This window comes from Synechococcus sp. MVIR-18-1, assembly GCF_014279835.1.
Classification (GTDB): Bacteria; Cyanobacteriota; Cyanobacteriia; order PCC-6307; family Cyanobiaceae; genus Synechococcus_C.
On the sequence record NZ_CP047942.1, the window covers coordinates 718,957 to 742,251 of the forward strand.

The 23,295-nt window shown below is 55.9% G+C and carries 28 protein-coding genes; 17 read left to right on the forward strand and 11 right to left on the reverse strand.

Features of this window, described 5'->3' with window-relative positions; all coding sequences use genetic code 11:
* The first annotated feature begins 18 nt into the window (after nucleotides 1-18).
* The 8 genes from budA to larB all read left to right on the forward strand — a co-directional run bounded on the left by budA (nucleotide 19) and on the right by larB (nucleotide 6,879).
* The gene (gene budA / locus SynMVIR181_RS03810) at nucleotides 19-903 is read left to right on the forward strand and encodes an acetolactate decarboxylase (RefSeq protein ID WP_186590042.1); all 885 of its coding nucleotides are present in this window, start codon (nucleotides 19-21) and stop codon (nucleotides 901-903) included.
* A complete protein-coding gene (era, locus tag SynMVIR181_RS03815) occupies nucleotides 896-1,849 on the forward strand; it encodes a GTPase Era (RefSeq protein ID WP_186590043.1) in 954 nt (317 codons plus the stop codon). The genes budA and era overlap by 8 nt, the downstream gene beginning before the upstream one ends.
* Nucleotides 1,850-1,873: 24 nt before the next feature.
* Nucleotides 1,874-2,350, forward strand: coding sequence for a phycobiliprotein lyase (locus SynMVIR181_RS03820; protein ID WP_186590481.1), 477 nt, complete (start codon nucleotides 1,874-1,876; stop codon nucleotides 2,348-2,350).
* 6 nt (nucleotides 2,351-2,356) lie between these two features.
* Nucleotides 2,357-3,076 (forward strand): tRNA (guanosine(37)-N1)-methyltransferase TrmD, encoded by a 720-nt coding sequence (trmD, locus tag SynMVIR181_RS03825; protein WP_186590044.1) that lies wholly within the window; start codon nucleotides 2,357-2,359, stop codon nucleotides 3,074-3,076.
* A gap of 605 nt (nucleotides 3,077-3,681) precedes the next feature.
* Complete coding sequence (locus tag SynMVIR181_RS03830; protein WP_222929436.1) at nucleotides 3,682-4,209, forward strand: TerB family tellurite resistance protein; 528 nt, start codon at nucleotides 3,682-3,684, stop codon at nucleotides 4,207-4,209.
* Nucleotides 4,210-5,264: 1,055 nt separating this feature from the next.
* Complete coding sequence (gene ispF, locus SynMVIR181_RS03835) at nucleotides 5,265-5,759, forward strand: 2-C-methyl-D-erythritol 2,4-cyclodiphosphate synthase (protein ID WP_255444414.1); 495 nt, start codon at nucleotides 5,265-5,267, stop codon at nucleotides 5,757-5,759.
* 32 nt (nucleotides 5,760-5,791) lie between these two features.
* On the forward strand, nucleotides 5,792-6,217 hold the full coding sequence (locus SynMVIR181_RS03840; protein ID WP_255444415.1) for a TIGR03792 family protein: 426 nt from the start codon (nucleotides 5,792-5,794) through the stop codon (nucleotides 6,215-6,217).
* Nucleotides 6,214-6,879, forward strand: a complete 666-nt coding sequence (gene larB, locus SynMVIR181_RS03845) for a nickel pincer cofactor biosynthesis protein LarB (RefSeq protein ID WP_186590047.1) — start codon at nucleotides 6,214-6,216, stop codon at nucleotides 6,877-6,879. Before SynMVIR181_RS03840 ends, larB begins: the two co-directional genes overlap by 4 nt.
* A 1-nt stretch (nucleotide 6,880) precedes the next feature.
* Here larB and SynMVIR181_RS03850 read toward each other — a convergent pair whose 3' ends face one another.
* The 5 genes from SynMVIR181_RS03850 to SynMVIR181_RS03870 form a co-directional block, all read right to left on the reverse strand.
* Nucleotides 6,881-7,084: a hypothetical protein gene (locus SynMVIR181_RS03850; protein WP_186590711.1), complete on the reverse strand. Its 204-nt coding sequence runs from the start codon at nucleotides 7,082-7,084 to the stop codon at nucleotides 6,881-6,883.
* A gap of 97 nt (nucleotides 7,085-7,181) precedes the next feature.
* Entirely contained in the window at nucleotides 7,182-8,153 is a 972-nt protein-coding gene (locus tag SynMVIR181_RS03855) for a DUF1517 domain-containing protein (protein ID WP_186590048.1), read from the reverse strand.
* 25 nt (nucleotides 8,154-8,178) lie between these two features.
* Complete coding sequence (gene thiS, locus SynMVIR181_RS03860) at nucleotides 8,179-8,385, reverse strand: sulfur carrier protein ThiS (RefSeq protein WP_186590049.1); 207 nt, start codon at nucleotides 8,383-8,385, stop codon at nucleotides 8,179-8,181.
* Nucleotides 8,386-8,404: 19 nt separating this feature from the next.
* Nucleotides 8,405-9,466: a thiamine phosphate synthase gene (locus SynMVIR181_RS03865; protein WP_186590482.1), complete on the reverse strand. Its 1,062-nt coding sequence runs from the start codon at nucleotides 9,464-9,466 to the stop codon at nucleotides 8,405-8,407.
* 137 nt (nucleotides 9,467-9,603) lie between these two features.
* On the reverse strand, nucleotides 9,604-10,545 hold the full coding sequence (locus SynMVIR181_RS03870) for a bifunctional riboflavin kinase/FAD synthetase (protein WP_186590483.1): 942 nt from the start codon (nucleotides 10,543-10,545) through the stop codon (nucleotides 9,604-9,606).
* Between the two features lie 60 nt (nucleotides 10,546-10,605).
* Here SynMVIR181_RS03870 and SynMVIR181_RS03875 point away from each other — a divergent pair, with 60 nt between their 5' ends.
* Nucleotides 10,606-11,166 (forward strand): DUF3611 family protein, encoded by a 561-nt coding sequence (locus SynMVIR181_RS03875; protein WP_186518473.1) that lies wholly within the window; start codon nucleotides 10,606-10,608, stop codon nucleotides 11,164-11,166.
* Nucleotide 11,167: 1 nt separating this feature from the next.
* On the opposite strand, the gene surE is transcribed toward SynMVIR181_RS03875, so the two are convergent.
* Entirely contained in the window at nucleotides 11,168-11,965 is a 798-nt protein-coding gene (gene surE, locus SynMVIR181_RS03880; RefSeq protein WP_186590050.1) for a 5'/3'-nucleotidase SurE, read from the reverse strand.
* 74 nt (nucleotides 11,966-12,039) lie between these two features.
* On the opposite strand from surE, the gene pheS reads away from it, so the two are divergent.
* Nucleotides 12,040-13,047, forward strand: a complete 1,008-nt coding sequence (pheS, locus tag SynMVIR181_RS03885) for a phenylalanine--tRNA ligase subunit alpha (protein ID WP_186590484.1) — start codon at nucleotides 12,040-12,042, stop codon at nucleotides 13,045-13,047.
* A gap of 26 nt (nucleotides 13,048-13,073) precedes the next feature.
* Here pheS and SynMVIR181_RS03890 read toward each other — a convergent pair whose 3' ends face one another.
* Together SynMVIR181_RS03890 and SynMVIR181_RS03895 are read right to left on the reverse strand one after the other, a co-directional pair.
* Complete coding sequence (locus SynMVIR181_RS03890) at nucleotides 13,074-13,565, reverse strand: hypothetical protein (RefSeq protein WP_255444416.1); 492 nt, start codon at nucleotides 13,563-13,565, stop codon at nucleotides 13,074-13,076.
* A 47-nt stretch (nucleotides 13,566-13,612) separates the two neighbouring features.
* On the reverse strand, nucleotides 13,613-13,786 hold the full coding sequence (locus tag SynMVIR181_RS03895) for a hypothetical protein (protein WP_186590051.1): 174 nt from the start codon (nucleotides 13,784-13,786) through the stop codon (nucleotides 13,613-13,615).
* Nucleotides 13,787-14,615: 829 nt separating this feature from the next.
* Here SynMVIR181_RS03895 and SynMVIR181_RS03900 point away from each other — a divergent pair.
* The 4 genes from SynMVIR181_RS03900 (at nucleotide 14,616) to SynMVIR181_RS03910 (ending at nucleotide 17,911) form a co-directional block, all read left to right on the forward strand.
* Nucleotides 14,616-14,909, forward strand: coding sequence for a hypothetical protein (locus tag SynMVIR181_RS03900; RefSeq protein ID WP_186590052.1), 294 nt, complete (start codon nucleotides 14,616-14,618; stop codon nucleotides 14,907-14,909).
* 473 nt (nucleotides 14,910-15,382) lie between these two features.
* Nucleotides 15,383-15,505 carry a hypothetical protein gene (locus SynMVIR181_RS13215; protein WP_255444417.1) on the forward strand — a complete coding sequence of 41 codons (123 nt, stop codon included), beginning with the start codon at nucleotides 15,383-15,385 and terminating at the stop codon, nucleotides 15,503-15,505.
* A gap of 277 nt (nucleotides 15,506-15,782) precedes the next feature.
* On the forward strand, nucleotides 15,783-15,890 hold the full coding sequence (locus SynMVIR181_RS13445; protein WP_186524858.1) for a DUF4278 domain-containing protein: 108 nt from the start codon (nucleotides 15,783-15,785) through the stop codon (nucleotides 15,888-15,890).
* A 377-nt stretch (nucleotides 15,891-16,267) separates the two neighbouring features.
* Nucleotides 16,268-17,911 carry an AarF/ABC1/UbiB kinase family protein gene (locus SynMVIR181_RS03910; protein WP_186590053.1) on the forward strand — a complete coding sequence of 548 codons (1,644 nt, stop codon included), beginning with the start codon at nucleotides 16,268-16,270 and terminating at the stop codon, nucleotides 17,909-17,911.
* A 29-nt stretch (nucleotides 17,912-17,940) separates the two neighbouring features.
* On the opposite strand, the gene SynMVIR181_RS03915 is transcribed toward SynMVIR181_RS03910, so the two are convergent.
* Entirely contained in the window at nucleotides 17,941-19,560 is a 1,620-nt protein-coding gene (locus tag SynMVIR181_RS03915; RefSeq protein ID WP_186590054.1) for an FAD-dependent oxidoreductase, read from the reverse strand.
* Between the two features lie 139 nt (nucleotides 19,561-19,699).
* On the opposite strand from SynMVIR181_RS03915, the gene SynMVIR181_RS03920 reads away from it, so the two are divergent.
* Genes SynMVIR181_RS03920 through SynMVIR181_RS03930 form a run of 3 tightly spaced genes read left to right on the forward strand, consistent with a single transcriptional unit; the run spans nucleotide 19,700 to nucleotide 21,734 of the window.
* Nucleotides 19,700-20,608, forward strand: a complete 909-nt coding sequence (locus SynMVIR181_RS03920; protein WP_186524861.1) for an NAD(+) kinase — start codon at nucleotides 19,700-19,702, stop codon at nucleotides 20,606-20,608.
* A complete protein-coding gene (locus SynMVIR181_RS03925) occupies nucleotides 20,605-21,288 on the forward strand; it encodes a response regulator transcription factor (RefSeq protein ID WP_186590055.1) in 684 nt (227 codons plus the stop codon). Before SynMVIR181_RS03920 ends, SynMVIR181_RS03925 begins: the two co-directional genes overlap by 4 nt.
* A complete protein-coding gene (locus tag SynMVIR181_RS03930; RefSeq protein WP_186590056.1) occupies nucleotides 21,288-21,734 on the forward strand; it encodes a DUF192 domain-containing protein in 447 nt (148 codons plus the stop codon). The genes SynMVIR181_RS03925 and SynMVIR181_RS03930 overlap by 1 nt, the downstream gene beginning before the upstream one ends.
* A 29-nt stretch (nucleotides 21,735-21,763) precedes the next feature.
* On the opposite strand, the gene SynMVIR181_RS13220 is transcribed toward SynMVIR181_RS03930, so the two are convergent.
* Both SynMVIR181_RS13220 and cbiE read right to left on the reverse strand, forming a co-directional pair.
* Nucleotides 21,764-21,889, reverse strand: coding sequence for a hypothetical protein (locus SynMVIR181_RS13220; protein WP_255439906.1), 126 nt, complete (start codon nucleotides 21,887-21,889; stop codon nucleotides 21,764-21,766).
* Nucleotides 21,890-21,938: 49 nt separating this feature from the next.
* Nucleotides 21,939-23,210: a precorrin-6y C5,15-methyltransferase (decarboxylating) subunit CbiE gene (cbiE, locus tag SynMVIR181_RS03935; RefSeq protein ID WP_186590486.1), complete on the reverse strand. Its 1,272-nt coding sequence runs from the start codon at nucleotides 23,208-23,210 to the stop codon at nucleotides 21,939-21,941.
* Nucleotides 23,211-23,295: the final 85 nt, after the last annotated feature.

Below are 23,295 nucleotides of genomic sequence, written 5' to 3' on the forward strand. Positions count from 1 at the left end.
ACAGCCAGTCGGTGAAGCGTGGAAGCTCAACAAGGTCATGATCTGCATCTAAATCTGCCGGCTGGGCATTGGCAGGCTTTGCAGCGTCATTGCGAGCAAAGCGGAGAGACGCGAAGCGCCGTGGTTCGCAAAGCGTTAGCGGATTACCTCGATCTCGACCATCACACCCTTTGGCAGCTCTCCACTTCCACCGCTGTTGTGGAAGGGGTTTTTGGGGGCGCTCTGCAGGTAAAAGACCTCATCGACCATGGCGACTTTGGTCTTGGCACCTTTGAACAACTCGATGGTGAAGGGATTCTTCTCGATGGGGTCTGTTGGCAGGCGAGGGCCGATGGCAGCTTGATCAAGGCGCCGCCTGATGAGGCCATCCCTTTTTGGGTCGCCACCCATTTTCAGGCTGAGCGTCAGATCAGCGTGAGGGACATTGGCAGCATTGAGGATCTTGGTGCGCGAATCGACCCGCTTCGGCCTGGAGCCAACTTGTTCGTCGCGATCAAGATCAAAGGGCTGTTTGAACAGGTGGAGATGCGAACGGTGTCGAGGGTGCCTGAAGGTGTGGGCTTGCTCGAGGCTTCAACCAATCAATCCGTGGTTTGTATCGAAAAGGTGTCTGGAACGCTGGTGGGGTTTTGGAGCCCAGCGCACACCACCAGCTTGAACATTCCTGGTTATCACTTTCACTTTCTTGCGGACGATCACAGCAGCGGCGGTCACGTTCTGGATCTCAAAGCGGATTCTTTGGAGATTGAACTCGACTTTCAATCGAATCTCAGGCTGGCGCTTCCAGAAACCAAGCAGTTTCTTGAGGCCGATCTGTCCAATGACATCAGCGAGCAACTCCATAAGGCGGAAACCAAACCACAGCAGAGCGCCGATGACAGCGCAGACTTAAACGATGGTTGAGTCTTTGTCTCGTTCGTTTACAAGCAATACGCCTGAGGGATTTCGCTCTGGTTTTGTGGCGCTGATTGGTCGCCCCAACGTGGGCAAGTCCACGCTGGTGAATCAGCTCATCGGCGACAAGATTGCGATCACATCGCCTGTGGCCCAAACCACCCGCAATCGGCTGCGCGCGATCCTCACTACTGATGAAGCTCAGCTGATTCTTGTGGATACGCCTGGCATCCACAAGCCCCATCATCTCTTGGGAGAGAGGTTGGTTCGCAGTGCCCGATCAGCGATCGGTGAGGTGGATCAGGTGCTGCTGTTGCTCGAGGGAAACGAGGCTCCAGGGCGTGGTGATGCCTTCATCGTGCAATTGCTGCGTCAGCAACCGTTGCCGGTGCAGGTGTTGCTCAATAAGTGGGATCTGGTTCCCTTAGAGCAGAAAGATGCTGCCGATTCGGCCTACCGCGAGCTTCTCGGCGAAACCGATTGGCCGGTGCATCGCTGTAGTGCTCTCAGTGGTGACGGCTGCCCCGAGTTGGTGAAGGCGATTAGTGCGTTGATGCCTGAGGGACCACAGCTTTATCCAGCGGACATGGTGAGCGATCAGCCCGAACGCGTGCTGATGGGAGAGCTGATCCGCGAACAGGTGCTGCTCAATACGCGCGAAGAGGTGCCCCACAGCGTTGCGGTGAGCATTGATCGTATTGAGGAGGTGCCCGCGAAAGGTAAGGGCAGTGCGCGCACCGCGGTATTGGCAACGGTGCTGGTTGAGCGCAAAAGCCAGAAGGGAATCTTGATTGGCAAAGGCGGGTCCATGCTCAAAACGATTGGTCAGGGCGCACGTCTGCAGATGCAGACGTTGATCGATGGTCCGGTGTACCTCGAGCTGTTTGTGAAGGTGGTTCCCGATTGGCGCAGCAAGCCGGCCCGACTCGCGGAGTTGGGGTATGTGGGCGATTAACGGGTGGATGCCGCACCTGCGAAGATGCAAGACATGAGTGATCAAACTCCGTTCCCTCCGACTGATCTCGACGGTTTTCTTGCCCTCTGCGTGGGCCGTTGGATGAGCTTGCGTAGCCGCTTCCTGATCAATGCTTCGGAGCAGGAGTGGCATAGCAGTGAACGGGGCGAGGTGGAGGTGTCGGCTTCCGTTGCCGCTGGGGTGCCCTGTTTGGACGTCACTCCCGCTGAGGGTGCCAAGAGCACCCTTGCCTTTCAAGCCGACGGATCTCTTGCGATTCACGCAGGGGGCAGCGAGCAGTCGGGGCGTTGGCAGTTGCTTCCTGATTCCAGCCTCGAGCTTTATTTGCAAGCGGGAAATGGTGACCAAGTGCTGGAGCGTATTTGGTTCACCAAACCCAACCTGCGCCTGCGAAGCACCACGGCGGTTGATGAGGATGGTCAGCCCCGGCAGGGCAGTTTCTGCTCGGAGATCAGGCGCGTCAGCCGTCCACAGAGCTGAGATCGGATGGCTCCCTATCGCCTCGATGTGATCAGCTTGGCGCCGCAGGCCTTTGCGCCATTGCTTGAACTTGGTGTGATTGGTCGTGCTTTTGGGGCAGGCATTGCGGAGCTGCACCTCCACAATCCTCGCGATCACGCCATCGACCGTCATCGCAAGGTGGACGATGTGCCTTATGGAGGGGGCGCCGGCATGGTGCTGAAGCCGGAACCGGTGTTTGCTGCTTTTGAGTCGGTACCGGTTTGCCCACGACGCCGTGTGCTGTTGATGTCACCCCAGGGACAACCCCTGCGTCAGGTTGATTTACAGCGCTGGTCGAAGGAGTACGACCAGTTGGTGTTTCTGTGTGGTCATTACGAAGGCTTTGATGAACGCATCCGCTCTCTGGCTGATGAGGAAGTATCGATTGGGGATTTCGTGCTCACGGGCGGTGAACTTCCAGCGATGACAATCATCAATGGGGTGGTGCGTTTGCTGCCAGGCACGGTCGGCACGCCGGAATCCTTAGTGGAAGAAAGCCATAGCGATCTGTTGCTTGAGCATTCGCACTACACGCGCCCGGCGGATTTCCGCGGCATGACCGTGCCCGATGTACTGCGCAGCGGTGATCATGGAGCTGTTGCCCTTTGGCGTCAGCAGCAGCGTGAGCAGCGCACCCAGGAACGTCGACCAGATCTATGGACGCGTTGGCAGCAGACCCAAAATTCAGCAACCCCTTCTTTGTAGGAATGGTGTGCACTGACGCCTGCTGATGAGGCACGCCACTTCTAATTTCGGTGTTTTTGGCTGTGAAGGCAATGCGCCTTTACACCGATGGCATGTGTGCGCTGTTGGCACAAACTATGGACATCGAGATCGGAGGCGCTTTTGACAGACGACACTCCACCTGAGTTATCAGCAGAAGCAAGCTGACTTCAGGTCCCTGCTCCAACAGTCTCAACAAGACGTGGGTTGTTCCTTTGGTAGGCAAGGCCTTGCGCGCCACGCCAATCGATGCTCCATCTGCACCGTATTAGGTGCCCTACGGAGAACACGACCCCACACCTAGAGCCCCGGCCCCAGGTGATCCTGCAGACAGTCGCTTCGCACCACCCTTTCAGTTCACTGTTTTCGATACGAGGTTCAGACTTCAGCGATACAGGTTCACTGATTAATGGTTTGCGATATGCATAAACGAGCGAGTTAGGCCGTCTCTTCCATCTGGGAGGGGCGGCCTCTCTTCATGGCTGCTTTGGATGAAAAAAAGGCCTCGTGCTATTGATTGTTGAAAGAAGAGCCCTCTGGTTTCAGTGATGGCAAACAGCAGGGTGACGAAGAGAACGATGAGCACGATGCTCGAGATTGCTAAATTAATTGCCTTAAGTGATGGAAATATCTCAAAGGAAGAGGAGCAATTGATCCGCGATCTTCCTCACCAGATTTCTGTTAATACGGATACGGTTGAGGATGATCTTGTTCATCAAGCAGAATCTTCAACGCTCAGTCTCAAAGAGCTGGTAGAGGCCTTAACGAGCCATGAAGAGCGTTGTCTTGCTGCCCGAGTGGCCTATCTCGTGGCCGCTGTTTCAAAGCAACCTCGGGATCGCCTCAAGATTAATGTTGATGAACAACGTGTGATTCAAGAACTCCTTCAGGAGCTCAGCCTGTCCAAGGATGAGCTTGAGGGAATCGAGTCCTCAGCCATGCAAGAGCTGAATCAAAACCGTTCGCCGATCAAGCTTGTTATGGATTTGATCTTTGGGGATGAAAAGTTGCCTGACCTTCTCGTTGAAAAGCTATATTATGCTGAGGGAAGGCACCATCCAGGCCATCCTCTGCATCAGTCTTATGAGGGACTAACTTCTGATCTTAAGAGGTAGTTTGATAAGGCTTTCTAGTTCTGCCCGTAGTGAGTAATTTCCATCAGGTTGCTTCGGTTATTGCGAGAATGTTTTTACTGGTCACTTTTTAGGTGTGAATCAAAACCTTTAAAATGTCATCAGCACTTGCATTAATGTTCCGCCTAGTCCGATGCCAATCGAGAGGCAGGCCAGCCATACGCAAAGTGGAGGTGGATTACCAGGTGGCATGGGCATCTCTCGTTAGTGGATCACAGGCTTTGGAGGACTAGGTTCCCTAATCTTCCGCTCTTTTTTATGGTCAGGCCTGTGGAGCGCTTGCTGTGTTTTCGATGAGAGATGGCGATGTTAGGAAAGAGGCATGTTGATGTTCGTTCTGAAAAGTTATCGTTTTTCCTAATGTCTTTGTGAGTATTCAGTAAAGAGTTGGATGGAATGCAACTCGGCTCAGGCCATTACTCTGGAGGCAAGGTAACTGATCGCAACAACTAAAGAAAGATAGGCAAAAAACAAAACAGTAAACATTGCTTGTATTGATATTCAACCACTTAATCGTAACCAAGTCTTGGAGTTATCTAGGTATTGGATTATCTCCAGCCAAGTGTGGAGAAATACCAAGTAAACAACCTACTAGCACCTCGATAATTGAATGGCTTCCTTGGTTGGTAGCAAAATAAGCTTTATTGATGTTGTTACTAATAGTGCTTCTGCTAAGCCTTGGCTAGTCCTTCTGCGAGCGGGGTTTTTATTGCAGTGGGGAATGCTTGGCACTGGCTCTGCTGCATCAGCTACTGATGGCACTGAGAGCGAATGACGCTGATCGATTCAAAGATTGGCTGGCACTGGGCATAATCCTCTAACCCATTAGGGGGACTGTTCATTGATTTCTTCTGTGCAGTTGGCGGTGCAAGTAGCGAGAATGGTTTGATCGACAACGTTGCGTTTTTGGAGTTGGCGATTTCTGGTCTCACATCACCTCAATCCTCCTCTTTGGGACGTTCAACGGGCAGTCTCAAAATCTCCTCAGCACTCGTTGTATCGAATAACAGATGAGTAACAGCACCCCACAAACCCCAGTGACCACAACCTCCTTTCGTATTGGCAACGGCTATGACATCCACCGTTTGGTGCCGGGCAGGCCTCTCATTCTTGGTGGTCAGCAGCTGGAGCATCCAGCAGGGCTAGGTCTTGATGGTCACAGCGATGCGGATGTATTGGTGCACGCGATCATGGATGCCCTGTTGGGGGCGTTGTCTTTGGGGGACATCGGCAAATACTTTCCTCCCGACGACCCTCAATGGAAAGGTGCCGACAGCCTCGTGCTCCTGGAGCAAGTTGTTGCTTTGGTGAAGGTGCGCGGCTGGGGCGTGGTCAATGTGGATGCGGTATTGATCGCCGAGCGGCCCAAGCTCAAGCCCCACATTGAGGCGATGCGATCGGCCATTGCCCTCAGGATTGGGGTTGCTCCAGATCAGGTGGGTGTGAAAGCCACCACCAATGAAAAGCTGGGCCCTGAAGGCAGGGAAGAGGGAATCTCTTGTCAGGCCGTGGCCCTCTTGCAGGCACTTTGATGCAAAGCCTTTACCAGCGATTTCAGCCATTCATGATTAGGGTCGCAACTCTGATTTGCGTTGTTCTCGTCCTGATGGGTCAATCGGCTGACGTGCGTTTCGCTGCTTTTGCGGATCCAGAGGGTGGATATGACGTTGCGGTGATTGAGCATTTGCGCCTTTCGGTTCCAGAGCAAGGGCGTGAGGCCTGGCTGGAAGCCGAGCGAGGCAGCTGGGAACCATGGTTGGCGCAACAAATGGGTTTTCTTGGGCGCGAATTGCTCTGGGACCCTGAAACGGAGGAGGGCACCCTATTGATTCGCTGGTCGAGCCGTCAGGCTTGGAAAGCCATCCCCAGCGAACAGGTGGCTGAGGTTCAAGATCGTTTTGAGCAGCTTGCTCGTGAAGCGATGGCGCTGCCTCAAGAGATGGACAATCCCTTCCCTTTGGTGTTTGAAGGAGAGCTGTTAAAGCCATGAGCAGCGAAGACGTTCGTCTCGACTGGCAACGGAGCGATCGTCTCGGCATCAGTGAAGCGATCTGGGGATTGCATAAAACGGTGGATCAGATCGTGGCGATCCTTGAAGCCTTTGCGGCTAGGGATCAGCCAGCTCTGGTCACGCGTGTGGATGAGACCAAGGCCAAGGCTGTTCTTGAGCGCTGCAACACGCAGCTTGTGCATTTCGAGGCCCGGGCCCGATGTTTAACGTCTGGAACCCCGCCGCCGCTGCGACCTGAGCTTGGGACCGTAACGGTTCTCAGTGGCGGCACCAGTGATCTTCCTATCGCTGCAGAAGCGCAACTTGCCTTGCATTGGCATGGCATTGATGCAGACCTGTTGTTGGATGTGGGGGTTGCAGGGCTGCATCGATTGTTAGATCAACTGCCAAAACTTCAGCAGTCCTCGGTTCTGATTGCTTGCGCTGGCATGGAAGGTGCGCTGCCAACGGTTCTCGCTGGCCTTTTGCCCCAACCGGTGATCGGCGTGCCTGTGTCTGTGGGTTATGGCGTCAGCGCTGGTGGCCGTGCCGCTCTCGATGGAATGCTGGCGAGCTGCGCACCAGGCCTGGCGGTGGTCAATATCGATAACGGCTATGGCGCAGCGATGGCTGCCTTGCGCATCTTGCAAAGAAGCACCTGATTTAAGCGGCCTGCTTTTGGGTGATCTTGCCGGTTTGGTTGTCCTCTGTGTGCCTTTGGCCTAAGCGTGAAAGCTCGTCGCTGTGCTGGTCGCATTCCACATTGCGGAGATGGCAAACCAGCTCGATGAGGTCGCCTTGATCGAGCTCTCCATTCGTCTGCCACTGCATGGCTCTGGGGTCTAAGCGTGGAGCAGTGGAGGTCAAGACTCAACTCGGGAGGTAGTGATTTAAACCTATTGAGTTGAATCCCTGACCGCTTGTTTGATGGCAAGAATGTGGCGGAAGATTTTCTTAAATCAGATCAGAGGTGCTGGAGATTTGGATAGGCCATCACCAGCTCATCGGCGCTGAGGACGTCTCCGCTTCCATCGGGTTGCCAAATTACCTCGAGGGCCATCAGGTCAGAGGAGGACGTGGAGCCAAGGATGCGCAGCGTTTCGCGTAGGTCTTCACCACTGTTGGCTTGCTTGAGCTTCACGCTTTGACGGCTCGCCACAAGCACCGTGACCACGATGAATTCGTTGGTGGCGTCCGCCTCTCCGCTGCTGCTTAATTCTGCTGCGTTGCTATTGCGAACACCGCCCACGTTGGTGGTGATTTCAGCGCGCAGCTTGCTGCGTTCAGTCATCGACAGACGGTTGAACGTTGACTCCGATGCGTTGAAGGGAACGCTTCCTGATTCCACGTTGGCGTAGACCCAGAGCTCGGGCTGTCTCAGTAGGGCGAGGGTTGTTTCCTGAAGCACCCGCTGCAGGCCAGATGATGTGCTGGTGTCAGCGGATGCGGCGAGCTGACGCAGGTCTGTTTGCAACGACTTGGCACTCGCAAGCAATCCGATCTGCATTTGCAGCAACGACACAGGTCCGGTGGACAGTTCACGAGGGGCTCGGTAACCACCGCCGATCGCAGGGGATCCGCCACCGCCGCCATTGCGCACGGCATTCACCACCACACCCACGATCGCCGCGAGCACTAAGAAGCCAAAGAGGCCGCCTCCGCCAAAACCAAAGATCGGGATGATGAACGGAAAGCCCATTCCGCCTCCGCGTCCATACCCACGGCCGTATCCGCCGCCGCCATAACTGCGGCTGTATCCCCCACCTCGCGGCATGGACGGGGCGCGGAAGCTGCCGCCTCCAATGCGGCCGCCGCGGGCGGCTTCACTGGGCTGGGGACTGATCAGCAGCAGACCAACCACGAACACTGGCACCAGCAATCCCGAGAGCCAGCGTCTGATTTGACCAGCCTGGGGGCGGAGTTTGGAGGAGGCCAAGACGGCATATCGCAGTCCAGTAACTCTAGGAACCACCGCCCACGATGGTGACGATCTCGAGGTTGTCACCGTCTTGAACCTGCTGGGCTTCCCAGAGCTCCGGCGTCAGGATCAGGCCGTTGTATTCCACAACGACCAGTCGTGGGTGATGGCCAAGCTGCTGAATCACTTGATCCAGCCTTGTGGCGGATGGATCAAGGCTGCGCTGTTCGCCGTTCACCGTGAATTGCATGGCACCAAGGCAAGGAGGATTACGTGAGGGTTTGGAGCAGGGTCCGGCTCGCTTCTTCCGGATCATTGGAGCCCATGATCGCGCTCACCACGGCGACGCGCTGAGCACCGGCAGCACGAACCGAGGGAATCGTTTCAGCATCGATGCCACCGATCGCAAACCAGGGCACGACGGCATGTCGACTGGCTTCTGTGACCCAGCTCAGGCCGGCTGGGCTGCGATCGCGTTTGGTGGCGGTGGCGAAGACGGGGCCAACGCCTAGATAGTCGGCGCCCTCGTGCTGGGCCGCGAGCAGGTGCTCCAAGCGGTGGGTGCTGCGTCCCAGTAAGCGCTCCGGGCCGAGCAGTTGTCTCGCCTCTGAAAGGGGGAGATCGTCCTGGCCGAGATGCACGCCATCGGCATCCACCAAGAGCGCCAGATCAATGCGGTCGTTGATGATGAACAGGGCTCCGAAGCGGCTGCAAAGTGTCTTCAGGGCTTGCGCTTCAACGAGGCGTTGTTGGTCATTGCCCTGTTTGCGGCGGTACTGAACCAGGCTGACGCCGGCCATCAGAGCGGCTTCAACCCCCTGAAGCAATCGCTCCAGATTGTTGTCTCGATCGGGATCCGTAATCAGGCAAAGCTTGGCGGCCTCGAGGCGTTCCTGCCTGTGCTGATGCCCGCAGGCATCGAGAATGCGGACCTCAAGGTCATAGAGCCCGTAGCGGATCTCAGCAGCGCTGCTGGCTAGCTCTGGATCGAGATTGCGCCCGAATTCCTCCAAAACGCGCAGGGCTTCCTGCACCCGGCTGGCATTGGCTTTAACAATCGCTTGGGCTGTGCAACGACTCGCTTGAGCGGGATGGCCCAGGCCAGCGGCAACGTCTGTTGCCGTGGAACGGGCGCGGCGGTAGCGATCGTGATGCTGTTGCCCCAGTCGCTGCCGCCAGTCTTTAAGCGGAACGACGAGATCGTCCCGATCCAGTCCAAAGCGACACCAGTCTTCAATGACACGCAGCCCTTCTCGTGCTCGATCCAGGTTGGCGTCGATCAGCCGCGCCACGCGCAGGTTGGCGTCTGCTTCGACAACCATCGGCTCCATGGCAGTCTGAGAAGGATCGCATGCTCTACGGCGGCCATGGACAACAGCGGATCCGAGAGCACCATGCACGTGCTGGTTTGGGGGATCATCCTCCTGGGCGGGGTTGGTGTGTTCATCGTCTGGGGACTATCGAACGCTTACCCAGCTGTGGCTTGAAGCCGTTGACGGGCTGCTGCGGCGTCCTTTCCGATTTGCGCACTGAGCTCCTCGAGGCCTGAAAAGCGTTGTTGTCCGCGCAGCCGTTCCACCGGTTCCACGACAAGCTCCTGGCCAACCAGTTCGATGCGCCTGTCGAGCAGGTGCACCTCAACGGCTGAAGGTGAGTTGGGGTCCACGGTGGGCTGGGGGCCGAGATTCATCACGGCCGGCAGTGCTTCGCCCTTTCCTTCGCCATCTCGCTGAATCCAGGTGCGGGCGGCATAGACGCCAAGCCCTGGCAAAAACTTGCGCCCATCCACTTGCAGGTTGGCGGTGGGCCAGCCCAATTCGCGCCCTAAGCCTCGACCGCGCACCACCGTTCCCCGGAAGCGGTAGGGGCGGCCGAGCAAGGTGCTGGCGGCTTGTAGGTCGCCATTCGAGAGCGCTTCGCGAATGCGGCTGCTGCTCATCCGTCCTCCGGCATCCTCCAAAATTGGCAACACCGAAACCTGAACCCCAGCGGCTTCCGCTAAGGCCCGCAGCGTGTTGGTATCGCCTTCCCGGCCCCGACCGAATCGGAAGTTGGCCCCTACGGCGATTTGTTGGGCCTTGAGGCAACCGAGCAGCACCTGCTCTACAAATTCGGCGGCACTGAGCTGCGCTAGTTGGCGGTTGAAAGGCACCAAGACCAGCTGCTGGATGCCAAGCGGCTCCAGGAGCTCGAGCTTCTCTTCTGGGAGATCGAGGCGCAGACGTGGTTCACCGTGCAGCACTTCGCGTGGATGCGGCCAGAAGCTCACCACCGTGGGAATGGCATTGAGGTGATCCGTTTTGGTCACAGACGCGATCACCCGCCGATGACCCGCATGGAGGCCGTCGAAGCTGCCCAACGCCAGGGTGGTGGGGGTTTTGGCCTGCTGTGGAGAGCAGAGAGGAATCAACGGCGTTGTGCACGGATCTGTGGTTGATGGCAAGTTTGGACGACAGACCTCCTACATCGCATGGCCGATCGGCTCGATCTCCAACTGCTCGCTCTTGGCTTGCGCCGCACCGCTTGGATTCGCTTTTGGACGCAAACCGGCCTGGGCATTGTGATTTTGGGGGTGTTGATGTTCAACAACATCGGCGGCAGTTTGAGCAGAAATGCCGATAAAGCCTTGGGATTAGGGCCGGGCCTGTCGTTGACCACCCTTGCGTTTTTAGTGTTGTTATTCAGTCTTTGGCAGAGCTGGTTGGTGGTCCGGCTGGGACGGGCTTTGGCGAGTGGTGCGCGACCGAGTCGAGGGGAGGCCAGTCGCACGATCAAGCGCAGTTTGTTCGCTGATCTGTTGGGACTGGTGTTTGCCGCTGTGGGCTATCAATCCTTGGCTGGTGCCCTGTTTGTGCAGGCCTCGATGCAGACGCCAGGCATTGCAATTGGAGCAAGGGGAGCGGGGGAAAATATGGCGATCACTTCTTTAGAGATGCTTTCGGTGCTGAGCAACACGCAGGTGTTGTTTGCTCATCTCATTGGTTTGCTGTTCTCGCTTTGGATGCTGCAGCGGATTTATCGCACGAGCTGAGCTACTGATTGATCCGTAGTTGGGGTAAGGAGGAGAGTCCTCCTCGCCAGAAGAGCTCAGGTTGAATCGGTGTGAGCGACGGTGCACTCGCCTGGATTTGGGCCACGTCAGTGGGCCAGTCGCGGGGGCCATCACCGCCCGACTCGAAATCTTCGACGGCTTCACCGGCCAACCAGTAATAGGTGCGCCCACGGGGGTCGACCCGAGGACTGAACTGTTCGTCGTAGCGACGGATGGAAAGACGGGTCCAGCGCAGCTCTCCCATGGCCTCCTGCTTGCAGGGCGGCACGTTGAGGTTGAGTAATAGGTTTTCTGGCCATTGATCAGCAAGGGCGGCCTCCGCCACCTGCACAGCTAAATCTGCGGCGGCTTGGAATTCTCTCCATTGGAAACAGGCACTGCTCACGGCCATGGCCGGCAGGCCCTCCAGGGTTCCCTCCATCGCAGCTGCCACGGTCCCTGAACAAAACACATCGGTGCCGAGGTTGGGGCCATGGTTGATGCCAGAGAGCACCAGGTCTGGCTTCTCGGGAAGCAGTTCAAATAGAGCTAATTTCATGCAGTCGGCGGGGGTGCCGCTGCAGGCCCAGGCTTGGATTCCAGGTTCAAACAGCTCATCGGCGCGTTCGGCACGAATGGGGGTCTGAAGGGTTAATCCATGGCCCGTGGCGGAGCGCTCCTGGTCGGGGCAAACCACCGTGACCTGATGACCAGCAGCGGCTGCCGCAGCCGCCAGGCTGCGGATGCCGTCGGCAAACACGCCGTCGTCGTTGCTGATCAGAATCCGCAGGGGCTTCATCAGGGGGGGTGATATGCGTTAAGTGGAACCTAGTCGTGATGGCTGCCTACAGTCATGGCCGCGATACCGATGCCTTGAGCGCCACGATCTCCCTGCAGCAGCTCACTGATCAGCTGGACGCCTTAGAGGCGGAGGCGGCCGTTGAGATTCAGGCGGCCGCCGATGCCGCCGCTCTCGAGCAGCTTCGCGTTGGATTGCTGGGTAAAAAGGGGCGCCTCTCAGCCGTTCTGGGGGCGATGGGCAAGCTGCCAGGGGAGGAACGCCCGCTTGTAGGCCAGCGCGCCAATGTCTTGAAGACTCAGGTGCAGCAGCTGCTGTCTGAGCGCCTTGAGGCGGTGAACAGTGCTGCGATGGCGACACGGATCGCCGCCGAAACTCTTGATGTCACGGCGGCTCCGCTGGGGGTACCGATGGGGCATCGGCACCCGTTGATCACCACGACGGAGGAGATTGTTGATCTGTTCTGTGGCCTTGGTTATCAGGTGGAAGAAGGTCCTGAAGTGGAGACGGATCACCACAACTTCACGGCGCTGAACATTCCGCCTGAGCACCCTGCGCGCGATATGCAGGACACGTTTTATTTGCAAGACAATCTGTTATTGCGCACCCACACCTCACCGGTGCAGATCCGACACCTGGAAAACAATCCACCACCGGTGCGGATCGTGGCTCCAGGCCGGGTTTATCGACGGGATGCGGTTGATGCAACCCATTCGCCTGTATTCCATCAGGTGGAAGTGTTGGCGATTGATGAGGGCTTGGACTTCAGCCACCTTCGCGGCACGGTGATGCAGTTCCTCAAGGCGTTCTTTGGGGACCTGCCGGTGCGCTTTCGCGCCAGCTACTTCCCCTTTACGGAACCCTCGGCTGAGGTGGATGTGCAATGGCGAGGGCGCTGGCTTGAGGTGATGGGCTGCGGAATGGTGGATCCAGCAGTGCTCGAAGGGTTAGGCCTGGACCCCGATCGATGGAGCGGTTTTGCTGCCGGTTTGGGAGTGGAGCGGTTCTGCATGGTGCGTCATGGCATTGACGACATCCGCCGTTTGTACACCAGTGATCTGCGCTTCCTGGATCAATTCTGATTCCAATCAATCCTTAGAGCTGCGAGTCAGCCCAGCCAGCTCAGTAGCACCTGCTTCAAAGAAGGCATGGTCCATTGCTTGAGCTCTTCATCCGCCGCCCACTGAATCGCCCGAACGCGTTGCTCTGAGCACTGCACCGCCTCCGCGACCGATTGAAAAAGATCGAGCTCCTGGGCATTGACGTCTGTCAAATCATCCTTGTCTCTTGAGACCATTGCCGTGAGATAGGCAAGCTTGATGGCAAGATCTCGTTCTTCTTTTGATGTCAACGCGCTCAAGCGCTTCAAGAGCTCATCACGCTCAATTCTTTTGGCACTTCCCCTTGCCACACTTTGATGACTTGATGGCGACGAATAGCCTTCAATTAAACGGTTTTTCAGGGCATCACGATCTTCCTGAAGACCGTGGCTATCGATAAGAGTGATGATCAAGTCTTCCTCTTCCTTAGACATTGAGCCATCGCAGTAGGCCACCTCCTGAACAAGCTGAAGCAGGGTTATGGAGCCGCTTTCGTTCATCGTCAAGGCGTCTTCTTCCCGACTTATTAGCATTACCAGCATCGATATCACCCCGCCTCCTCGTACGGGTGTTCGCCGCGATGCTCAACCACCTCAATTTCAGATGTAGATCGAGACGTTGAATCCTTGAGTGTTGACCATCTCATCTCGGCCGTCAGACCACTGGCTGAGTAGAAAGCTCCCATCTTTCTAAGCGTTAAGGCCGCTGAGATCGTGATCATCCAAATCAAAGGGCAGGTTGCTTAGCCAGTGAAAGCCGATTGGATTGAAGGGGATGACGGCTTAAGGCACTCAATCTTTTGCTGTGCTGCCGCTTCAGGGCAAGATGCATTTAGTAAGATTTTCTCAGCGTTCTCTCATCGTTGTCGCGTTTAAATAATGCATTATTAAGGAGCGAAAGCAAGTGACTTTTGGGGGGTTTAGACAGCCTCCCTTTTTTCTGAGCATTTCGCTTTCATGGTTTAAAATTTACTAAATCTTGGTATTGGTTGAAATAACAACGTAATTTGCAAATAATAATCAATATCTAAAGTTATCAGATATGTATTCTTGAAATTGTTTTCCTTAAGGCTCTACGTCTAGGCCGTTAATAATTAGGCATTTTTTCGTGTATCTGCTTTAGGCTCTGGATCTTTTCTTGGCCCTTGCATGGCTGTGCTTAGAAGACAAATGTAGAAGATTAGATGCTTTTGACTCGTCCTCAGCTTTTGTTAGCTTTGTTACCAGATTCCAGGTGTCTTGCGGTGAGAGCTCACCCTCTTCATTCCACTTAAGGCTTGATAGGTGATGAGTTGACATCTTGAATTCAACGAGTGACGAGACCCTAAGGGGAGTGGTGGAGCTGGCGTTACTCGTTGCACACCTTTTAACGGGAGAAATTATTAAAAAGGTTCTCTTTGATACATCTTGTTGGTCAATGTTCAAAGGTTTGCCGTTGACTTTTCTATTTGGGACTTCATAAGTCCTTATTGGCGAGGAATCTTGCTCCATCGTCCAAGGCGAAAAACTCAAGACATTGATGCTTTACTCATTAGCCATAGCGATAAGGCCATGGCGTCGATCAATCTGCTGATTTTGAGCTTTGTCCTGTCTGTTGTCCTCATCCCAACGAGTGAAGCCAAAGATCCCGCACCACTCAAGCTTGGTAAGTGCGACCCTGTTGGCGCAGTCAAAACTCTTGATGCAGGATTAAAGAAAGGGAAAAGCCTGAACGATGCGATGGCAATGGTCATCAAAAGTAAGCAATTTGATGGCTCAAATGCCTGCATCACGTTCATTCGAGAAGCATCGATGGAACGGCGTGAATCAGCCCCTTATGCGTTCAAAAAGCTTTGGATGGAGTAATCACTATTTATTTTTCTCCTTTTACTATTAAAAAGTTGGCTCTTTGATCAGCGAAGTGCTGATCATATTTAAACCTCTACCACATCAGCCTTCAGCGACTCCATCAAGAGATCAAACCGAACGGTGTCTGCTAAGCAACACACTGTTATCAGGAAATGTGACATGAGGTAGCCAGTCAAATGGGCTTCTCGACTGACATCAATTCGATCTCTATAGGCGTCAACGGTCTCGTTTAGTTCGAGGCTTGCCTGTAGACAAATGTTTTCAATTCTTAAGGATGTCATAGCTGTTCCCGATATTGCCACTCTGAGCACACATCCCATCCTTGGCATCAGTCGGTATACCTACGCGCTTAAATGTGTCTGCTTGGCAGTGAATAAATTCATAGAAGAACAGGATGCGCTGCCTGTTTGATCACCCCTAGCCTTTTGTCGGGGGATTTTGTTTCAGATGTTGTCATTAAGCAACCCTCAATGGCAACGCTGACTATCGGCATTGCTGATCCTTTGTTGCGCACCTCTGGATTTGCCGGACTTGATCGGTCTTTAGCGGTCATCGTCGCTAACGATTATGGAGGGTGCTCTCCTTCTTGGTAGGAGTCTTTGTTTTGTATTGGTATGGCACAAAGCTGACAGGTTGCGTCAGGATTGTGTAGTGACTTGAACAACAGTTGTGCTACTTCTCGCTCTGTTTTGTATTGTGAAGGCACAAAAGCAAGCTTGTTTTGTAACACTTTGAACATGATATCGGTTGACGCTATGGGTATAAAAGAGATGTAGCTTATCTACCAATCACGTTCACCTCACATCCCCATCTGTGAGGCGCAGATTCTCAGGTCACGGAACGGGGGCCTGTATTTCTGAGCAATCTCTCATGACCCTGACTTATCGCGGCAAGCAGTATGCACAAACCAAGAGTGCATCGACATCTGCTTCCAATAAAATTCGTCTTACTTACAGAGGTGTTGTCTACGCCAAGTGATTCACCCCGTTCATATCAAGTTGCCCTCGCTTGATCAGCGGGGGCTTTTTTGTGCATTGATCTAGAGATAAAGCTTAGATGTTCTCATTTCTCATTTCTCATTCCCTCCAGAGAACCGTAGTCCATTGCTTGAATCGTCGATAGATCTGTACGTTTTGGTTAAAGATGAGTTCGAGACTATGCGTAGACGAGGTGTTTTTTTGTCGTTTTTATCTGCAGATTGATGCCTACTGTGTTCTGATGCGCCTGTATTGACGTTTTTTGTGCCCTAACCGGACCCGCGATTGGTGGTTTCGCAGGGCAAAACTCTGCAAACTGTGGCCTTGCCCCCCATCAAGTCCTGCAGATGTGGTCGCACGCTGTTCACTGCATCATCAATGTCTGTTCTTAGTGTGTTCGATGGTTCCTCGCGAGCCTTGGAGGTTGTTCGGATCGTCTCGCGCCATGAGTGGTCGTTTCTCTCTCAGCTCCTCAACCGTGGTGATGCCTCCGAGACGCGACTGCCCCTGCCCTCAGTGCTGTGCAACATCCTGACGGAGTTGGGGCCTGTGTACGTGAAGCTGGGCCAGTTGTTGAGTACGCGCCCCGACTTGTTGGGGGAGGATTACATCGAGGCATTGAGCCAATTGCAGGCGGATGTTCCGGCTGTGCCCTGGGAGCAATTGAGACCCCAGCTGGAGCAAGAGCTGGGCTGCTCTGTTGACGAAGCGTTTTCAACGTTCGTGGACACACCGATTGCGGCTGGAAGTGTGGGGCAGGTGTACAAGGCGACCTTGCCTGAGCTGGGTGCTGTGGCCGTGAAAGTGTTGCGGCCAGGGATCGCTGCCCAGGTGGAAGAAGACGGTCGCTTGCTTCGCAAGATTGCCGCCCTCGCTGCAGCAACGTCTCTCGGCAGTTTGTATGACTTTGTTGGTCTTGCTGATCAGGTGCTTGAGGCGTTGGTGCGGGAGCTCGATTTCAGGATTGAGGCCTCCAATACCTTGCGGCTGCAGCGCAGTTTGGAGGGTTCAAGCTTTGTTCCTGATGGTCAGATTCGTCTGCCCCATGTGGTGCAGCAATTGTCGAGCCGCAGCGTCTTGGTGCTCGAGTGGATTGAGGGCGCATCGATCCTCAGTCCTGAAGCTCGAGAGGCTCTAGAGACTGGACCTGGGTTGGTGGCAACAACCACTGCTCTTCTTGGTGCCTTTGTAGAGCAGTACTTTGTGGAGGGGTTTTTTCATGCGGATCCCCATCCCGGCAATCTCAAAGTGCTGGCCGATGGAAGGGTGATCCTGCTGGATGCGGGCATGGTGGGCCTGTTTGATCCGCGCACGCGCAGCAACTTGCTGGATCTTGTCTTGGCACTGATTAACCAGGACGGCGCCCGGGCAACGGATGTGTTGGAGCAAATTGCACCCCCGGCTCGGGGGGTAAAAGTGGATCGTCAGCACTTGCAACGCCAGCTTGATCAGCTGATTGCCAAGAGTTTTTCCAAGCCTTTGGAGGAACTGAATTTCGCCCTGTTCCTTGCCGCCTTGCTGCAGCTGGCGAATCGCTCTGGGTTAAGGGTGCCTGGAACCCTTGGCCTGTTTGTGAAGTCCGTCACCAATTTGGAGGGGGTGGGCAACTCTTTAAACCCGGCATTTAGTTTCACCGGGGAGATGCAGCCCTTGGTGGCGCAGCTGCTGGCCCGTGCCGTGATGCTGCCTCAAGAGCGGCTGATGCAATTTGGCCTTGATTTGCGCAATCTCACGATTGATTCCCCGCGCCAGTTGAGTCAGCTGTTGCGGCGCTTCAGTAGTGATGAATTGGTGTTTGCCATTCAACTGGAAGGACTTGAGGCTGTGCGTTCCAGTTTGGAACGGTTGTCGCAACGAATTTCACTGGCGATTCTTGTGGCCTCGCTGTTGCTGAGTGCCACGGTGATGGCCACGTTGGCCCAACAACCTCTGCTGAGGGATGTCAGCGAGGGATTGTTTGTTGGAGCCACCTTGTTTGGTCTTTGGTTGATTGTGTCGCTGCTGCGTTCTAGTCGCCGGTGAGTGCGATGAAGCAAAAGCGGGTTTGCTTGTTATGAACGAAGCCAAGGATGTTTCAGTCCAAACAGATTCAGTGAATCCATCACGACTTTGTTGAGGGTTTTCCCGAACACCACCTGTGGCTCGTCTGCGCGAATCGGTATCACAGGGTGTTCAACGCTTTGAGACTTCGCTGTTCCCGAGATGACCTTGCGTCTGAGCAGTGAGTTTCCTGCTTCTAAACCGCACACATAGGCGCGCTCCTGGCATAGCCCTTTAGCGCCATGTTCTTGCGCGCCCATCCGCACCCAATCGCCAGCGCAGACGATCGAGGCGATAGAGGTTTCCAAGGGTGGCCTTTGCTTGAAACTTCCTGGGGAGAAGAGCGATACGCTCTTGGGATAGCGCTGCACTTCAGAGTCGAGCACCGCGGCTTCCTTGAAGCGCGGATCGCTGATCGGTAGCAACTGTTGGGTGAGCAATTCGATAATGGCTTGATCCTCCATCAGCGCAATTTTGGAGGCGTTGTAAAAGTCGCTGGCAATCACGGATCCCTGTGGTTCACTCCCGCCCCAGAGAGCCTGTTCGGCCTTGCTCTGCAGTTGGTCGAGCATGAAGAAGGTGCCGCCTGCTCCTTGTAAGGATTCGAAGCGAGAGAACACATTGGCCGGGTAGGGGATCGGGACATAGCGATCGAGCCATAGCCGCACGGACACCACATCAATGGCGCCAAGCGATCCAGCTGCAACCAGCTCCGGTGCTGCCTCTCGGCACTCTGGAGATTGGGACATGATCGAGCGGATGCCCTTGCAGCCCACGGCAAGTACCACCGCATCCACGTTTTGAATGCAATCGGTTTTGCCCGTTGCAACGGATTGAATGCCAACAGCGTTGATCTGGTTGGTTCCTGGTGCGAAGCGCAAGCTGGTGGCCAGGGTGCCGCCCAACACGCGCAGCTGATGCTCTGAGATCAGGCGTTGACTGAGGGGTTCAAAGAGTTTCTTGGCAATGCTTTCTGCATTGATCCAGCGCACATCAAATGAATCTTGATGGGCTAATGCGTAGTAATACAGCAGCTCCATCGTTACGGCAGCTGATAACTCCTCTGGTGGCTTGAACAGGCCCACAAGCAAAATGGGCCTTAGGAAATCATTGATCAAACGTTGGCTAATTCCTAGCTTGACGAATAGGTCTTGGGCGCTAAGTTTGTCGTATTCATTGAAAGTATCTTCGCTTCGATTCAGGTCTAAAATTGTATAAAGAAGTCCACTAATACTAAGACGATCTTGTAAAGGAAGCCGTTTAAAGTTTGTGAATGTGGCCACCATCTGGCCTAGGGGGCTGGGCCAGGCTGGTGCGTCGCCAAACACCGGAGCTGTGGCTTCTAGGCCATCGGGAGACCAGAAGGCGCTGGTGGTGAACTCGGTATAGATAGCGCCGAGGTTGAGGTCTTCCGTCAGGGCATTGATGTTGGGGTAGTCCTTCCAAAACCCCCGCGTGCCTGCCTCGAATGGTTTGCCGCTTTTGGTCATCAGTGGTGTGCTTCCGGTGGGATCACTGATCCCGTCGACCAGGGTCACGCGAACACCCGCTTCGCAGAGAGATTTGGAGGCGCCCCACCCTGCCCACCCCGCTCCGATCACGACCACATGGGACGGCGTGTTGTTTGGCATCGCTTGGGCTCGCCTCTGGGAGTTGCTTGAACGCTACGCAGGGCTGGTGGCGGGGCGGCCCTGGCTTCAAAAAACAACCTGACGCTGCTGTGAGCGGATTTTTCTCATAAAATGGGCGCGTTCTTTTGAGACGCGATCGGTGCCCAGGGTCGGACTGATCGTGAATGACGGAAAGTCACTCGCCGTTGACACTGCTCAAACGATTCAGGAGCGGCTCGAACGCGCCGGCCATGAGGTGGTCCGAGTTAGCAGTTCCGGCGGCATGGTGGGTTTTGCCAACCCAGACCAGCACTTGCGGATGCTTGGGTACAACGCCTGTGTGCCAGAGGGATTCGATGCCTCAATGGCGCTGGCCATTGTGTTGGGAGGTGATGGCACGGTGCTGTCAGCAGCCCGTCAAACAGCACCGATCGGTGTGCCAATTTTGACGATCAATACCGGTCATCTCGGCTTTCTCGCAGAGGCCTATCTCGGTGATCTCGATAAGGCCCTCGAGCAGATCCTCACCGATCGCTGGACGATCGAGGAGCGCGCCAACATGGTTGTGACCGTGATGCGCGGAGACCAACGGCGTTGGGAAGCCTTGTCTCTTAATGAGATGGCCTTGCACCGTGAGCCTCTCACCAGCATGTGCCATTTCGAAATTGCGATTGGCCGGCATGCACCTGTTGATATTTCCGCTGATGGAGTGATCCTGTCGACACCCACAGGGTCGACGGCCTATGCCCTTAGCGCTGGCGGACCTGTGATCACCCCAGAATGTCCGGTGTTGCAACTCACGCCGATTGCGGCCCATTCCTTGGCCTCGCGTGCGCTTGTGTTCAGTGACCAGGAACCTGTCACCGTCTTTCCAGCCACTCCCGAGCGCCTGATGATGGTGGTGGATGGAAGCGCAGGTTGTTACGTGTGGCCTGAGGACCGGGTTTTGATCCGGCGAAGTGATCATCCCGTGCGCTTTGTACGCCTCTCGGACCATGAGTTTTTCCAGGTGTTGCGCAACAAGCTGGGCTGGGGCTTGCCCCATGTGGCGAAGCCGGATCGTCCATGACCGAGCAGGGCGTGTTGGTGTTGGTTGGTGCTGAGGCCCTGCAGCTCAAAGATCGTCTAGAAGCCTCGGGCTATACAGCTTTGGTGTGGGGGGCTGGGGATCGAGCCATTGCATCTGATGGCCAGCAGCCGATAGCTGCGCTTGTGTCGCCGGGCCAGCTGCCTCAAGTGGCTGAGCTGCGCCAGTGGCTTGGAGCGCTGCCGATTCTGTTGGGCGTGACCGAAGACAGCATCGCCTCTCGAGAGCTTTGCTTCAGTTCTGGAGCAGATGACTTCTGGCTGTCCACCAGTGCACCAAGCGATCTCTTGCAACGCTTGCGCCTCCATCTGTCTCTTCAGAAACGCAAGGAAGAGCACTGTTCTGTGGTGGTGGTGGGCGATTTGCAGCTTGAAACCACTAGCGGCCTCGTGCGTCGTGGCACGCGGCCGATTGGCCTAACGGAGCGCGAATCGTCGTTGATGCTGCTGCTGTTTAAGGAGCGGGGCAAGGCCGTGAGCCGCAGTCAAATCCTGCGCGAGGTTTGGAACGATGAGCAAGGCGTGTCGAGCAATGTGGTGGAGGTGTACATCCGCTATCTGCGCCAAAAGCTTGAGGAGGGTGGCGATACTCGCTTGATCCACACCATTCGTGGCCGTGGTTATTGCCTCAACAACGGCGTTCCTTTTCTGAAGAGCTCTTAATGGACGTTTCTCCCCCCCAGCAGTTGCCCCTTGAGGCGCAATGGTGCGTTCGCCCCGACAGCTGTGTGTTGTTGGAAGTGGCAGATCAGCCCCACGAGCAACGGCTTGGACTGATGCAACGCCCGGCTCTGCCACCGCTGAGGGGGATGTGGTTTCCGTTTAAGCCAGCACGTCCGCTGCGTTTTTGGATGCTCAACACGATTGCGCCACTCGACATGGTGTTTGTGCACCAGGACGAGGTGATTGCGATCGAGGCTGAGGTGCCGATCTGTCCGGCGTTGCCTTGCAAGAGCTTTGGGCCGATGGCTGATGCGGACAGCGTGATTGAGCTAGGGGCTGGAGAGGCCAAGCGCCTGGGGCTTGGCGTTGGAGACGCGGTGGTGATCGAAACGATCCAACCGGTAATGTCAGCCAATGAAGCAGAGGTGGTACGCCCTGGAGACTAAAGCGTTACGCATGGGTAACGCAGAAGTGCCTAGCTGAAGAATCCCTTGGATTGAAGCCACAGCCCAACGGCAAGCAACGGGCCAACCCCTGCAATGAAAAGTGTGATCTTGAGGCGCAGGGGTGAGACCTGGGGTTTGCGTTCTCGGATGGCCATCCTGCGAGCTTCAAAGTGCTTGATTCTGACCTTTTTCTGATCAATCGCGTTAGGCCCCGTTCTGGCGGGGAGCGCTTCCCTTGAGGATCAACACCGGATTCATCGGAGCAAGCCGGGTGCCATCAGCCAGCGGTTGGCCGCGCCAGGCCTGCTGCTGACTCACCTTCACCGAGTACTTGGCGGCCTCGAGCACTGGCCTCAGCTCCGCTAAGGCTTCCAAGGTGGCAAGAGGAATCACCACGTCACCCTCGGGGGCCATGCACTGGATCACCTGCTCCAGCAGGGCCCTGCGTTTGCGGCCACCGCCACCAATCAGCACCCGGTTAGGGGCAGCTAAGGCAGCGGGGAGGTTGGGGAGTTCTTCCATGGCATCCCCCTCCAGCACTGCTGCTGGTTGAACCCCGAGGCGTGCGGCATTGGCGGCGATGAGCGAAGAACCACCGCTGCGCTGTTCAATGCAAAGCAACTGCAACTGCGGCCGCAGCCGCAGCGCTTCCAGGCCCACGCTGCCTGTGCCAGCACCCAGATCCCAGAGCACGCCGCGAGCAGGAAGGTTGAGCTCCGCGAGCAATTGGATCCGCACCTCCCGTTTGGTCATCAAGCCAGGGCGGTCGCTGTGTTGGAGAAACACACCATCCTCCAGGCCAAACAGAGGAAGTTGATCGGCGGGTGGAGCCGCTTGAGCTTCCGCGAGCAACACCACCAAATGCAGGGGGTGCAAATCGCTAGGCGTGGCTTGGCAGGGGGCCAGCCGTTGCACGCGCTCACTGCTGTGACCAAGCGATTCGCAGAGCCAGAGGGCATAGGCCGATTCCAGGCCGCTGCTGCGCAAGCTTTGGCGCACCTCGTCTACGCCACCGCGACTGGGATCGGTGAGCACGGCCAAGGCGCTGGGGCGTTGTTGCAAGCGCTGAGCGAGGGGTGCTGGGTCGCGGCCATGCAAGCTGAGCCATTGCGCGTCCTGCCAGGGCCTGCCCAGTCGGGAAAATGCCAGTTGCAAGGACGAGGGGCCTGGATGAAAGCGCAGACGTTCGCGTCCCAGGCGCTCGATCAAGATCCGGCCGATACCGAACCACAACGGATCACCGCTGGCCAGCACCACCGCGCGCTGATCCCTCCCGAGTGCCAACAACTCCTCGCTTAGAGCGATTGGATTGTCACTGGCGATGCAGCGCTGGTTTGATTCAGAGTTACGCCATTGCTGTAGGGCAGGCAGCAACCGTTTGGGGGCTGCCAGCAGGTGGGCCTGTTCCAACAAAAGCTGAGCTCCGGGTGGGAGCGAGCCGGGCGCACCGGCGTCGGTACCGATCACATCGATCATCACGCCATTGTGCTGCGTTCTCAACACGGGTTCGCTGATCCCAATCGGGCAAAATTTTGACTTCGTTTGTCTGCGCAGCGAATGA